This window comes from Mesorhizobium sp. RIZ17 (assembly GCF_051127865.1).
GTDB lineage: Bacteria > Pseudomonadota > Alphaproteobacteria > Rhizobiales > Rhizobiaceae > Mesorhizobium > Mesorhizobium humile.
Window position 1 is genome coordinate 6,740,601 of sequence record NZ_CP147861.1, and the last position, 12,351, is coordinate 6,752,951.

General features: G+C 64.2%; 11 protein-coding genes. 4 read left to right on the forward strand and 7 right to left on the reverse strand.

The features are described from left to right. Window positions 1–46: 46 nt before the first annotated feature. The 4 genes from WDX12_RS32800 to WDX12_RS32815 all read left to right on the forward strand — a co-directional run bounded on the left by WDX12_RS32800 (window position 47) and on the right by WDX12_RS32815 (window position 4,212). Complete coding sequence (locus tag WDX12_RS32800; RefSeq protein WP_434723413.1) at window positions 47–1,087, forward strand: sulfate/molybdate ABC transporter ATP-binding protein; 1,041 nt, start codon at window positions 47–49, stop codon at window positions 1,085–1,087. A gap of 206 nt (window positions 1,088–1,293) precedes the next feature. Continuing rightward, window positions 1,294–2,280: a sulfate ABC transporter substrate-binding protein gene (locus WDX12_RS32805; RefSeq protein WP_320297041.1), complete on the forward strand. Its 987-nt coding sequence runs from the start codon at window positions 1,294–1,296 to the stop codon at window positions 2,278–2,280. Window positions 2,281–2,528: 248 nt separating this feature from the next. After that, a complete protein-coding gene (locus WDX12_RS32810) occupies window positions 2,529–2,978 on the forward strand; it encodes an RrF2 family transcriptional regulator (RefSeq protein WP_027167615.1) in 450 nt (149 codons plus the stop codon). An 88-nt stretch (window positions 2,979–3,066) separates the two neighbouring features. Beyond that, window positions 3,067–4,212, forward strand: coding sequence for a hypothetical protein (locus tag WDX12_RS32815; protein WP_434723414.1), 1,146 nt, complete (start codon window positions 3,067–3,069; stop codon window positions 4,210–4,212). 122 nt (window positions 4,213–4,334) lie between these two features. On the opposite strand, the gene WDX12_RS32820 is transcribed toward WDX12_RS32815, so the two are convergent. The 7 genes from WDX12_RS32820 to WDX12_RS32850 all read right to left on the reverse strand — a co-directional run bounded on the left by WDX12_RS32820 (window position 4,335) and on the right by WDX12_RS32850 (window position 12,325). Further along, window positions 4,335–4,838, reverse strand: a complete 504-nt coding sequence (locus tag WDX12_RS32820; RefSeq protein ID WP_434723415.1) for a gluconokinase — start codon at window positions 4,836–4,838, stop codon at window positions 4,335–4,337. 43 nt (window positions 4,839–4,881) lie between these two features. Next, window positions 4,882–5,868: an ABC transporter permease gene (locus WDX12_RS32825; protein WP_320297044.1), complete on the reverse strand. Its 987-nt coding sequence runs from the start codon at window positions 5,866–5,868 to the stop codon at window positions 4,882–4,884. Then, window positions 5,865–6,845, reverse strand: a complete 981-nt coding sequence (locus WDX12_RS32830) for an ABC transporter permease (protein ID WP_434723416.1) — start codon at window positions 6,843–6,845, stop codon at window positions 5,865–5,867. The genes WDX12_RS32825 and WDX12_RS32830 overlap by 4 nt, the downstream gene beginning before the upstream one ends. Beyond that, the gene (locus WDX12_RS32835) at window positions 6,842–8,386 is read right to left on the reverse strand and encodes a sugar ABC transporter ATP-binding protein (protein ID WP_434723417.1); all 1,545 of its coding nucleotides are present in this window, start codon (window positions 8,384–8,386) and stop codon (window positions 6,842–6,844) included. The genes WDX12_RS32830 and WDX12_RS32835 overlap by 4 nt, the downstream gene beginning before the upstream one ends. Before the next feature lie 75 nt (window positions 8,387–8,461). Next, on the reverse strand, window positions 8,462–9,586 hold the full coding sequence (locus tag WDX12_RS32840; protein WP_320297047.1) for a sugar ABC transporter substrate-binding protein: 1,125 nt from the start codon (window positions 9,584–9,586) through the stop codon (window positions 8,462–8,464). Window positions 9,587–9,901: 315 nt separating this feature from the next. Beyond that, window positions 9,902–10,930, reverse strand: a complete 1,029-nt coding sequence (locus tag WDX12_RS32845; RefSeq protein WP_434723418.1) for a LacI family DNA-binding transcriptional regulator — start codon at window positions 10,928–10,930, stop codon at window positions 9,902–9,904. 162 nt (window positions 10,931–11,092) lie between these two features. Continuing rightward, the gene (locus WDX12_RS32850) at window positions 11,093–12,325 is read right to left on the reverse strand and encodes an MFS transporter (RefSeq protein ID WP_434723419.1); all 1,233 of its coding nucleotides are present in this window, start codon (window positions 12,323–12,325) and stop codon (window positions 11,093–11,095) included. Window positions 12,326–12,351: the final 26 nt, after the last annotated feature.

The following is a 12,351-nucleotide window of genomic DNA, read 5'->3' on the forward strand; positions in this document are numbered from 1 at the left end:
TGGCGTTTTGGGAATAACGGCAGCATGAACGAACCGAGGGAATTGTATGGAAGTTCGCGTCGTCAACGTGCGCAAGGAGTTTGAGCGGTTTCCGGCGCTCCACGACGTGTCGCTCGACATCAAGTCCGGCGAGCTCATCGCGCTGCTCGGCCCGTCGGGCTCCGGCAAGACGACGCTGCTTCGCCTGATCGCCGGGTTGGAGCGGCCGACCAAGGGCGCGATCTTCTTCGGCGACGAAGACGCTTCGCAGAAGTCGATCCAGGAGCGCAATGTCGGCTTCGTCTTTCAGCATTACGCGCTGTTCCGCCATATGACGGTCGCCGACAATATCGGCTTCGGCCTGAAGGTCCGGCACGGCGCCGCAAGGCCGTCGGGGCAGGAAATCCGCCGCCGCGCGCTGGAGCTGCTCGACCTCGTCCAGCTGTCGGGGCTGGAAAAGCGCTATCCGGCGCAGCTTTCCGGCGGCCAGCGCCAGCGCGTGGCTTTGGCCCGCGCCATGGCGATCGAGCCGAAGGTGCTTCTGCTCGACGAACCGTTCGGCGCGCTCGACGCGCAGGTTCGCCGCGAGTTGCGCCGTTGGCTGCGCGAGATCCATGACCGCACCGGCCACACGACCGTCTTCGTTACGCACGACCAGGAAGAAGCGTTGGAGCTCGCCGACCGCGTCGTGGTCATGAGCCAGGGCCGCATCGAGCAGGTCGGCACCGCTGACGATATCTACGACACGCCGAACTCGCCCTTCGTCTACTCCTTCATCGGCGAGTCCAGCTCGCTGCCGGTCAGGGTCGAGAACGGCGAGGTGTGGATCGCCGACCGGCCGATCGGCCTCGAGGCGCCGCATGCGCCGTCCGGCGAGGCGGTGCTCCACTTCCGCCCGCATGACGTCGACCTGCTCGACGGCTGCAGCGGCTGCATCGCCGGCACTGTTGCCGCCAGCCGCCGCGTCGCCGGCACCAGGCGCGTCGAGCTCGAGATCGGCGGCGAGCGCCAGCGCGTCGAAATCGAGCTGCCTGTCGACCATCCCGCCGCGCAGAAGAGCCGGGTGGCTTTCAGGCCACGACGCTGGAAGCTCTTTCCCACGTCCTGATCTGTCTATCACCCTGACGCCGGCTCCGGCGCCCCAGCCTGGCGCCATCCATGAATCTGCTTGGAAGAAAATCCTACCAACACGCTGTTTCGACGAGATATTTTCCAAACCCTCGCTCGCCTCTCTGGGCGCATGCCTCGTCGGACCGGGCTTTCCCGACTATGGTCGCGGCATAGCTTCGACCCATTTCCAAGGAGCCTGTTTTCATGAAGCGCCTATTGCTCGGCATCGCGGCTTTTGCCGGCCTCGTCCTCGCGTCCTCCCAAGCCTGGTCGGCCGACAAGCTTTTGAATGCATCCTACGACGTCGGCCGCGAGCTGTTCGTCGACATCAACAAGGCCTTCATCGCCAAGCACCCCGGCGTCACCATCGATCAGTCGCATGCCGGCACCTCGGCGCAGGCGCGCGCCATCGCCGAAGGTCTCGGCGCCGATGTCGTCACTTTCAACCAGGTCACCGACGTCGACTTCCTGGTCAAGAAGGGCTTGGTTTCGGCCGACTGGCAAAAGGATTTCCCGGACAACGCCTCGCCCTTTTATTCGCTGCCTTCGTTCCTTGTCCGCGCGGGCAATCCCAAGCACATCAAGGACTGGAACGACTTGGTGCGCGACGACGTGCAGGTGATTTTCCCGAACCCGAAGACATCCGGCAATGCGCGCTACACCTATCTCGCCGCCACCGCCTACGCCAAGGAAGCCTTCAAGGGCGACGATGCCAAGGTGAAGGAGTTCATCACCAAGCTCTTCAACAACGTGCCGATCTTCGACACTGGCGGCCGTGCCGCCACCACCACTTTCGTCCAGCGTGAGATCGGTGACGTGTTGATCACCTTCGAGTCGGAGACGCGCGGCATCCGCAAGGAGTATGGCGACGACAAGTTCGAGCAGGTCACGCCTTCGGTCAGCCTGCTGGCCGAGTTCCCCGTAGCGGTCGTCGACAAGGTCGCCGACGAGCATGGCAGCCGCGATCTCGCCAAGTCCTATCTCGACTTCCTCTACACGGCCGACGGCCAGGAGATTGCGGCCGACAACGGCCTGCGGGTACGCGACGCGACGGTCGCCGCCAAGCACAAGGCCGACTTTCCGGACGTCAGGCTGCTGACGGTGGAGGACGTGTTCGGCGGCTGGGACAAGGTGCAGAAGGAGCATTTCGCCGCCGGCGGGCTGCTCGATCAGGCCTATGGCAGCCGCTGAAAAAGCTACACGATCAGGAAGAGCAGGGAAGCCGGCTTTGCCGCTTTCTTGTTGTAAGCGGGTCGCATGAGTTCGCAGGGGAAATCCCGGCCCCAACGTGAAAAACGTTACGAAGAATCAACGCGTTTGTGCCTAAGCTGCCTGGCAAATTATTGGGCCAGGCGGCGTTAGACGGTCAAACAGTCATGATTTGCACACAAACAACCGCCAGATGCAGGCCCATTGGGGTTTGATGAACTGAATCGGGCATGCTGACCAAAAAAGGCAAATACGGCCTCAAGGCCCTCGTGCATCTTTCCAGCCTGCCAGCTGGCCAGCTTGCATTCGTCAACGACATCGCCGTCGCCAACAACATCCCGAAGAAATTCCTGGATGCGATCCTGGGCGAGTTGCGTAATGCCGGTTTCGTCCAGAGCCGCAAGGGCAAGGAAGGCGGCTATCGCCTCGCCCGGCCTGCTTCCGAGATCAAGATCGGCCATGTCGTGCGCGTGCTCGACGGCCCGCTGGCGCCGATCCCTTGCGCCAGCCGCACGCAATACCAGCGCTGCGAGGATTGCGACGAGGCCACGTGCCAGGTTCGCCACATGATGTTGGAAGTGCGCCAGGCGATCGCCGAGGTGCTCGACAACCGAAGCCTCGCCGCTATGCGCGACGCCGACAACGACGATTTTCCGGCGGAACTCACCTCGCAGATTTGAAGCGACCCGGTCCTGACAGCAGCTCAATCGGTTGCTTGCCCGCTCTCTACGCAGTAAAGCGGCTGAGGACGAAACGGGGCTCTGACGCATGAGGCTGCCTTGGCTCGGCAATTCCCGCAAAGCCAACCGGCAGCCATCGTCGAGCGACATCTATCACACCGAGATCATTGCCGATGTTCCGGTGCCGGAGCGCAATGAGTCTGTTCGTTTCTTCAGCCGCAAGATTGTCCGCCCTGGAAAGCTGCGTCGCTTCTCCAATCAGGACCTGCGCGAAAGCCTGTTGTCCTGTTTCTATCTCGGCGTGGCCGCGACGCTGCCGGTCTCCTGGTGGGGCCCCATCTGCGGCTGGGTGTCCGGGTTCAGGCGCAAGCGCCACTTTCGCAAGGATTTTGCCCGTTACGACGTCGCGGTGAAGGCCGTGCTCGGCGATGCCGTCGACACGAAAAGCATGTTCGAAGCACAGCTTGCCGCTCTTCATACCCGACGGCTGGCGCTTGCGGCGCATCTCGTCGCCGGCTGGCGCTGGTCGCCGGCGATCAGGCTGGAAGGCCTCGAGGCCCTGCAAGGGGCCCTGCGCAACGGTCGCGGCGCCATCATATGGTGCGACCAGTTCGCGGCGCAGACGATCATCGGCAAGCGCGCCCTGCATGAAGCCGGTGTCGATGCCCATCAAGTGAGCGCGCAGTACCACGGCTTCTCCCCCAGCACTTTCGGCCTGCGCGTGATCAACCCGCCGCTGGTCAAGGTCGAGAACCGCTTCCTGAAAAGCCGGATCGTCTTTGAGCGCACCGACGCCTATCAGGTCACCACGCGCATCCAGAAGACCCTGAAGGCAAACGGCGTGGTGCTGATGACCAACACCGTCTATGCCGGCTCCGCCTTCACCGAGGCCGCCATGGGCGAGCGCGGCTGGACCCACCTCGCCTCGGCGCCGGCAAACTTCGCCGCGCGCGCGGGTGCGGCGCTGTTTCATATGGCGACCATCGAGACAGTGCCCTTTCGCCAGTATCGGGCGATCGTCAGCGTGCTGAGCGCGGGTCCACAGATGCCGGCGGCGCCGGCAAGGGACACCACCGCGAAGAACCTCGCAGTCCAGGCGCGATACATCCTGTCGAAGCGCGACCATATGCTGGAAACGCTCAAACTCTGTCCGGAGCAGATGATGGCCTGGTCGAGCGCCACGCGGCTGACCGAGCGGCCAACCGAGGCCGTGATCGGCAACGACGGCGCCTGAAGCGCCCGGGCTGCTGCCCTAAAGCGCGTCGCGCTGAAACGGATTTCAGGCGACGCGCTTTAGGTCCTTTGTTTGATGCATGTCGTTGCCGCAAAACCGAGGTCACTTTTGCGCGACATGCATTAACTCACGATCCCTTTCAGAATCTGGGCAACACTTCGCGTTCCGTCGACCGTCACGGCCCGTTCGTCGGCCGCCGGCTCTTCCAGCGTGGCGAACTGGCTGTCGACCAGGCTTGCGGGCATGAAATGGCCCTTGCGATTGGCGACGCGCCGCCAGGCGGTCTCGCGATCGATCTTCAGATAGAGGAAGACTATGTCCGGGCAGAAGCGGCTCAGCCGGTCGCGATAGCTGCGCTTCAGCGCCGAGCACGCCGCCACCGCCTTCCGTTTGCCGGCAACCGAGGCCGCGATACGCTCGCCTATGGCGTCGAGCCAGCCCTCGCGCAGCGCGTCCGTCAGCGGCTCGCCGCGCGCCATGCGCGCCACGTTCTCCGGCGGATGCAGCCGGTCTCCTTCGATGAAGTCGGCGCCGAGAGCCTTGGCGAGCGCCTCGCCGACGGCCGTCTTGCCGCAACCCGCAACACCCATCACGACAATGGCCGGCGCCGTCCGAAGATCGTTCATGCGAAGCTCCGGGGTCCGCGATCTGCGCTCGCCTCATCCACGGTCAGCGGCTAGCCGGCGCGCGCCCGTAGAGCAGAAGCATGGCGACGATGACGACGCCATAGATGATCTGCCGCCCCGCTTCCGGCATCTGCATGACCGAGAGGATCGATTGCAGGAGCGTGATCAGGATCACGCCGGCCACGGTGCCCAGATAGGAGCCGCGCCCGCCCAGGATCGACGTGCCGCCAAGCACGACGGCGGCGATCGACGGCAGCAGATAGGCATCGCCCATGGATTGCGCCGCCTTGGACGCGTAGCCGGCCAGAAGCACGCCGCCAAAGGCCGACAGGCCGCCGGAGACGGCGAAAGCGATCATCACGATGCGGCGCGTGTCGATGCCGGAAAGGTAGGCGGCGCGCTCGCGGTTGCCGATGCCGTAGACGGCGCGGCCGAAGCTGGTGCGGGTCAGCACGAAGACCATCGCGGCGCCGATCAGCGCCCAGATGATGACGGCATTGGGAACGCCCGGAATGGTGAAGCCGGTCGCCAGATAGCGCATAGCCGCAGTCGCCGAATCCTGTGGCGAGAAGCCGCCCGTGTAGACCACCATCAGCCCTTGCGCGACCGCGTTGGTGGCCAGAGTTATGATCATCGAGGGGATGCGCAGATAGGCGACACCGATGCCGTTGACGATGCCGATCGCCACGCCGCACAGGACGCCGAAGGGGATGGCGAGAGCAATGCCGACCGACCCGTAGGCGGCCGCCGCGCAGGCCATCATGGCGCCTGCCGCCACAGCCCATGGCACGGAGAGGTCGATCTGGCCGAGCAGGATGACCAGCATCATCCCGGTGGCGATGACGCCGAGGAAGGATGCGACCTTCAACTGCTGCAGCAGATATTCAGGCGATAGGAAGCTGCGCGAATAGAGGCTGCCGAGGAAAAGCAGCAGCACGATGCAGGCAAAGGCGGTGACGACAGCCGGATCGGCTCGTCGCAGAAACTTGGGCATGCGGCCGGCAATGCCGCCAAGCGTCGTCTCGCTCACAGGAACCACTCCAGCCGGTTGCGCACCCGAAACAGCGCGAAGGCGCCGAGGCTGACCGCGATCAACAGGATAACGCCCTGGAACAGCGGCTGCCAGAGCGGATCGAAATCGAAGACGAACAAGAGGTCGCCGATGGTGCGGAAGGCGAGCGCGCCGAAGATCGCGCCGATGGCGCTGCCCTTGCCGCCGAACAGCGAGACGCCGCCAAGCACGACGGCGGCGATCGAGAACAACGTATAGGCGTTGCCGCTGGCATAGGCCGCCTCGCCCGTATAGGTGAAGAAGGTCAGGAACAGGCCGCCGATCGACGCCAGCAGGCCGGCAAGCGTGTAGGCCAGAAACTTGCCCCTGCGGATCGGCACGCCCGACATGTAGGCCGCTGTCTCCGATGAGCCCGCCGCATAAGCGGCGCGCCCGAGTTCGGAGCGGCTGAACGGCACCCAGACGACAAGCACGACGACGAGCAGCGCCACGAGACTTGCCGGCACCACGCCGAAGAAACGCCCGGTCAGGAAATCTGCAAGGTCCTCGTTGACCGAGCCGCCGGGAACCGGACGCAAAAGCAGCGCCAGACCGAAAAAGACAGCGCCCGTGGCGATGGTGGCGACGATCGGCTGCAGCCGGCCGTAAATGACGATGGCGCCGTTGACCGCCCCGCAGGCGAGCCCGGTGCCGAGCACCGCCAACACGCCGAAGGCGGTTTCGAGACCGGTGCCGACCACCAGCCAGGAAGCCATGCAGTTGGTCAGCGTGAAGATCATGCCGACCGACAGGTCGATGCCGGCGGTGATCACCACCAATGTCTGCGCCATGGCGACGAAAGCGAGCAACACGCCCTTGTTGGCGGCCGTCTGCACGACATTGGCCGTGAAGCCGGCCGGATGGTTCGCGCTGTAAATGGCGAACATGACGATGAAGATGCCGAAGGCCAAAAGCGTCCCGCGCTGCTCGGCCATTAAGTAGCGCCAGTCCTTCACGCGTTCCCTCCCAGCCCGATGCGGGTATCATCGTCATGGATGTTGAGGGCGCTGGCGATCAGCGAGTGCTCGGTGATCGCGTCGCCGACCAGCTCGCGCTTGACCGCGCCGTCATAGAGCACCAGCACGCGGTCGCAGCAGCCGATCAGTTCGTCATAGTCGGTCGAATAGAACAGGATCGCGGCGCCGGCATCCGCCAGCTTGCGCATCAATTGGTAGAGCTCCTGCTTGGTGCCGACATCGATGCCGCGCGTCGGATCGTTGAGCAGGATGATGCGCGGCTGCCGCATCAGCCATTTGGCGATGACCACCTTCTGCTGATTGCCGCCGGACAGCGCGCCGACAGGAATGTCGAGGCCCGCCGTCTTGATGGCGAGCAGCCCGACCATGTCGTCGATCAGCCGCTGCTCGGCGGCGCGGTCGATGATGCCTGCTTTCGACAACCTGTCGAGCGCTGCGAAAGACAGGTTCTCGCGCACCGTCATCGGCAGCATCAGCCCTTCGGTCTTGCGATCCTCGGGGATCAGCGCCATGCCGATGCGGTCATGGCTTGCCGCGGTCGGGCTGGCGATCGAAACAGGTTTACCGTCGATCAGGATCTCGCCTGAAAGGCCACGCAGCACGCCGAAGAAGGCGAGCAGCAATTCCCGCTGCCCCTGCCCGTCGAGACCACCGAGGCCCACGACTTCCCCTGCCCTGACACTCAGCGAGATGTTGTCGAGCCGGTCTGCCCAGGAGAGGTTGCGCGCTTCGAGCACAGGCGTCGCGGTTGGAGCGACAGCGGGTTTCGGCGGAAAGATATGGCTGTACTCGCGGCCGATCATCAGCTCGACCACCTCATTGTCGCTCTTCGAGCCAGCGGCGTAGCTGGCGACGTTGCGGCCGTTGCGGAACACCGTGCAATGGTCGGCGAGTTCCGCGATCTCGTTCATGCGGTGCGAGATGTAGAGCAGCGCCAGCCCTTCCGAGCGTAGCCGCTTCAACACCTCGAAGACCTTGGCGACATCCGCCGCGGTCAGCGCCGAGGTTGCTTCGTCGAGGATCAGGATGCGCGGCTTGCGGGCCAGCGCCTTGGCGATCTCCACCATCTGCCGGCGCGACAGCGGCAGGTCCTTGACCAGGGCGCGCGGATGGATGTCGGAAGCGCCGGCACGCGCCAGCGCCTGTTCGGCGATGCGCCTCTGCGCCTTGCGGTCGATCATGCCGAAGCGTTTCGGTGGGTCGGAAATGACGATGTTGTCGGCGACGCTCAATTCGGGAATGAGCGACAGTTCCTGGAAGATGCAAACGATGCCGGCCTGATTGGCCGCGGCCGGCGAAGCGAAACTCACCTCGCGCCCGTCCAGCGTCATCGTGCCTTCGTCGGGCGCCACGACGCCCGCCATGACCTTGATCAGCGTCGACTTGCCGGCGCCGTTCTCACCGAGAATGGCGTGGATGTCGCCGGCGGTCACCGTCAGGTCGGCCTTTTCCAAGGCCCGCACGCCGCCATAGCGCTTGGATATGCCCTCCATGCGGAAGAGCGGAGCCGCGCCGTCCATCAGCCCTCCCCGGCCGGTTTCGATTTGGCGATAGGAGACGGTGCCGCGGGCTCGCCGCGACACCGTCCAGTCAGACTATTTGTTTTCCTTGGTCTGGCCCATGATTTCCTGCGCGGTGAAATTGATGCCGCAGGTCGGGAAGGAGTTGCCGACGAAGAAGTTGTCGGACTGGTCGGGGAAATAATCCTGGCCAGCCTTGAAGTTCGGATCCTCGACGATTGCCAAAGGCAGCTTGACCGACTGCGGCACGACATTGCCTTCGAGCGCGGAGATCGCTGTCTTGATGGCGACCGCCACCTGGGCCGGGCCGGTGCCGGCGGACGAGCATTTCAGCCCGTCGCCCGCATGCGCGGCACAGAATTTGCGGAAGCCATTCTCGGTCTCGCCGCCGAATGGCACGAATGGATGCTTGGCGTCGATCATCGCCTGCACGATGCCGGTATCGCCGCCTTGCCCGGTTATGCCGTCGAAAGGCCCGCTGGTAGCGATCGCATCGGCCGTGGCCTTTTGCGCCACGCCGTCATCCCACTTGCCGACGACCTCGGTGACGTTCCACTTCTTGCCCGATCCATCGAGCACCTCGTGGATGCCGTTGTGGCGGTCGGTGTCGACGGAGGTGCCGGCAACGCCGCGGACCTCGAGCACCTTGCCGCCGTTCGGCACGTGCGCGACCAGCCATTTGCCCCAGAGCTCGCCGAGGCCCTTCTGGTCGACATTGACGTTGATGGCGTCCTTGGTGTCGAGGATGTTGTCGAAGGCGACGAGGACGACGCCGGCTTCCTTGGCGCGCTTGATGACCGGCCCGAAGGCGGTTGGATTCTGGGCGTTGACGACGATTGCGTCGAAGCCGGAATCGATGAAGTTGTTGATCGCCGAGATCTGCGCCGGCACATCCTCACCGGTCGACACGACCTTGAATTCCTTGAGCTTCTTGGCGACATCGGGTTGCGCCGCATAGGCCTTGGCCGTCTGGATCATCTGGATGCGCCAGGTGTTGGCGATGTAGCCGTTGGCAAGCGCGATACGGTAAGGACCGTCTTTCTTCGGAAACTTGAAAAACTGCGTGTCGGCCGCCCAGGGCGCGAAGCAATCCGGCTCGGCCGCGGGTCCCTTGACCACTTCAGGTCCGGCGATCGCCGACGAACCCAGCATGACGAATGCAGTGGCGGCAATGACGCCGCCAACGAGTGACTTGATCATCGATATTCCTCCCAGTTGCAGTTCTGCTTGTAATGAATCCTGGCGCTACAGGCTGGCATCCTCCGCGCGGCCAAACGCCCTCACGGGACGAGCGCGTCGCCCTGATCCTCCTCTCCCCTCAACACTCCCGGCAATTTAGAGAACTATCATATTATACATAAAAAACAAGCATTGGCTGTTGCTTATGTATAATAAACAAAGCAGATCCCCGCCGGATGTTGATTTTACAGACAAATGGTAGCGCTACCATACGAGGCTGTAAAGCGCCGCCTTCGTCATTTTTCCGTGTTCTTCAGAGCGCGATTTTCCGTGTTGTCAGCGCTGGGTGCTCTCGCGCCGCATCAGCTCGAAACCGAGGTCGACGATCCGCCGGTCCGGCCGGTTTCCGGCTATCGCCGCCAGCGCCATGGCGACGGCGCGGGTGCCGATCTCGTAGCGGTGCGTGCGCACGCTGGTGATCGAGGGAAACGACACCTGCATCATGTCGAGATCGTTGAAGCCGACAATTCCGATCTGCTTCGGCACGTCGAGCGACGCGCGATGGCATTCGAACAGAACGCCGAGCGCGATATCGTCATTGTTGCAGAACACGCCATCCAGCGTCGGCATCTTGGCCAGCGCGTCGCGGAACAACTCGCGCCCCAGCGACACGCTTGACGGCACGGGCGTCGTGGTGATCAGCCGCGCATCGAACAGCCCGGCGGCCTCCATGGCGGCGCGATAGCCGGCAAGCCGCCGTTGCGAACGCGGGTCCATCCGCGCGCCGATAAAGCCGATCTTGCGGTATCCGGCTTGCAGAAGGTGCTCGGCGGCTGTCTTGCCGCCGTCGAAATGCGAGAAGCCAACCATCATGTCGATCGGGTCCGGGCCGGTTTCCATCACCTGCACCACCGGACAGCCGGCATTCTCCAGCAGGCGTCTCGCGCCAAGCGTCTGGTCGATGCCGGCCACGATCAGCGCCGCCGGGCGTTGCGATCCGAAAACCTGCAACAGCCGCTCTTCCTCGAGGCCCGAATAATGGGTGTTGCCGATCTGGATGCGGAACGGGCTGTCGGAAAGGCTGTCATAGATGCCGCGCACCACTTCGGCGAAGACGTTGTTGGTCAGCGAAGGCACCAGCACGCCGAATACCTCCGCCCGCGCCGAGGCAAGCGCGCGGGCATTCGGGTCGGGCACGTAGCCGAGTTCGTCGATCGCGGCCTGTATCTGCCGTCGCAGATCCTCCGACACCCGTCCGGGCTCACGCAGCGCGCGCGACACCGTGATCGCGCCGACACCAGCCTTGCGCGCCACATCGGCAATGGTCGGACGGCCGCCGCCACGACGGGAACGCGGCTTGGTCAACGCCTTGTCCCCCCGTCTGCCAAGTGCGGCCGCACCATCAAGATCGGCGTCCGTGTCATCGCGCCACCAAGTCAGCCCACCAAGTCAGCATTGCCGATTGGGGTCGCGCATGCGCCGACCATTGTCAAGCGACCCGACTTCGGCGCCAGGCCTATCGATGCGTCAGGCGATCGCGGCAGCGCGTCGGTTGGCTTTCCACATCAAAAGCGCGATGGCTCCGAGGTTGACGAGGTTCCAACCGATCCCGTTCAGGAAGGCGGCGGCGTAGGAACCGGTGAGGTCGTAGATCCAGCCCGACATCCAGCCGCCCACCGCCATGCCGAAGATCGTCGCCATAAGCACGATACCGACGCGCTGGCCGGCCTCTTTTGCCGGCATATAGTCGCGCACGATGATGGCATAGCAAGGCACGATCCCGCCTTGCGACAGGCCGAAGACCAGCGAGACGACATAGAGCGAGGCAAGCCCGTCGAAGGGGATGTAGAACAACAGCGACAGGCACTGCAGCGCCGAGCCGATCAGCAGCGTCTTCACCGCGCCGATGCGATCGGCGAGGAAGCCGGAGCCGATCCGGCTGATGACACCAGCCGCCAGCATGATCGACAGCATGTCGGCGCCATGCGCGACGCCGTAGCCGAGGTCCATGCAATAGGCGACGATATGCACCTGAGGCATCGACATCGCCATGCAGCAGCCAAAGCCGGCAATCACCAGCAGGACCTGCAATTGCGCAGGCGATAGCGAGATCGGCTGCACCGGCCGGCCGCGCGGCGCGCCGGAAGTCCCTTCATGTGGCGCACGTCGGCGCAACAGCAAGACCAGCGGCACCATGGTGACGAGGCAGACGACCCCGATCGCCGCATAGGTGAAGCGCCAGCCATGTCCTTGCATCACGTAAGGCATGATCGTCGGCCAGACCGCCCCGGCAATGTAATTACCTGACGCCGCCACCGTCACCGCGACGCCACGGCGGCGGTTGAACCAGTGCGAGACGTCGGCGATCAGCGGCCCGAAGATCGCCGAACAGCCGACGCCGATCAGCAGGCCTTGAGCAAGCGTGACGCCCAGGATGGAATTGGCGAGCGACGCCAACAGAAAACCTGCGCCAAGCGCGAGCGAAGCGGCAAGTGCCGGTATCCAGTACCCAAAGCGGTCGATGGCGCGTCCGATCAGCGCGTTGCCGGCGGCAAACCCCACCATGGTCGCGGTATAGGGCATCGAGGCGGCGGCGCGGTCGACGCCGAATTCGGCCTGCACCGCGGGCAGGACCACGACCACCGCCCAGGTGCCGACGCCGCCGATCGTGGCCAGCAGCAGGGAGACGGCCAGCCGCGTCCACGCATAGACACTGTCGACGCCGGCGCTGTTTGCCGCGTTTGCTGGGACTGTGGTCACGGCGTCTCCTGTCCGCGATTTCTTCG

Excerpts from the sequence above, each read along its gene's own strand:
- WDX12_RS32835 (WP_434723417.1), bottom strand. The coding sequence starts at position 8,386 with ATGGACGGCGCGGCTCCGCTCTTCCGCATGGAGGGCATATCCAAGCGC.
- WDX12_RS32840 (WP_320297047.1), bottom strand. The coding sequence starts at position 9,586 with ATGATCAAGTCACTCGTTGGCGGCGTCATTGCCGCCACTGCATTCGTC.
- WDX12_RS32820 (WP_434723415.1), bottom strand. The coding sequence starts at position 4,838 with ATGAACGATCTTCGGACGGCGCCGGCCATTGTCGTGATGGGTGTTGCG.
- WDX12_RS32800 (WP_434723413.1), top strand. The coding sequence starts at position 47 with ATGGAAGTTCGCGTCGTCAACGTGCGCAAGGAGTTTGAGCGGTTTCCG.
- WDX12_RS32805 (WP_320297041.1), top strand. The coding sequence starts at position 1,294 with ATGAAGCGCCTATTGCTCGGCATCGCGGCTTTTGCCGGCCTCGTCCTC.
- WDX12_RS32815 (WP_434723414.1), top strand. The coding sequence starts at position 3,067 with ATGAGGCTGCCTTGGCTCGGCAATTCCCGCAAAGCCAACCGGCAGCCA.
- WDX12_RS32810 (WP_027167615.1), top strand. The coding sequence starts at position 2,529 with ATGCTGACCAAAAAAGGCAAATACGGCCTCAAGGCCCTCGTGCATCTT.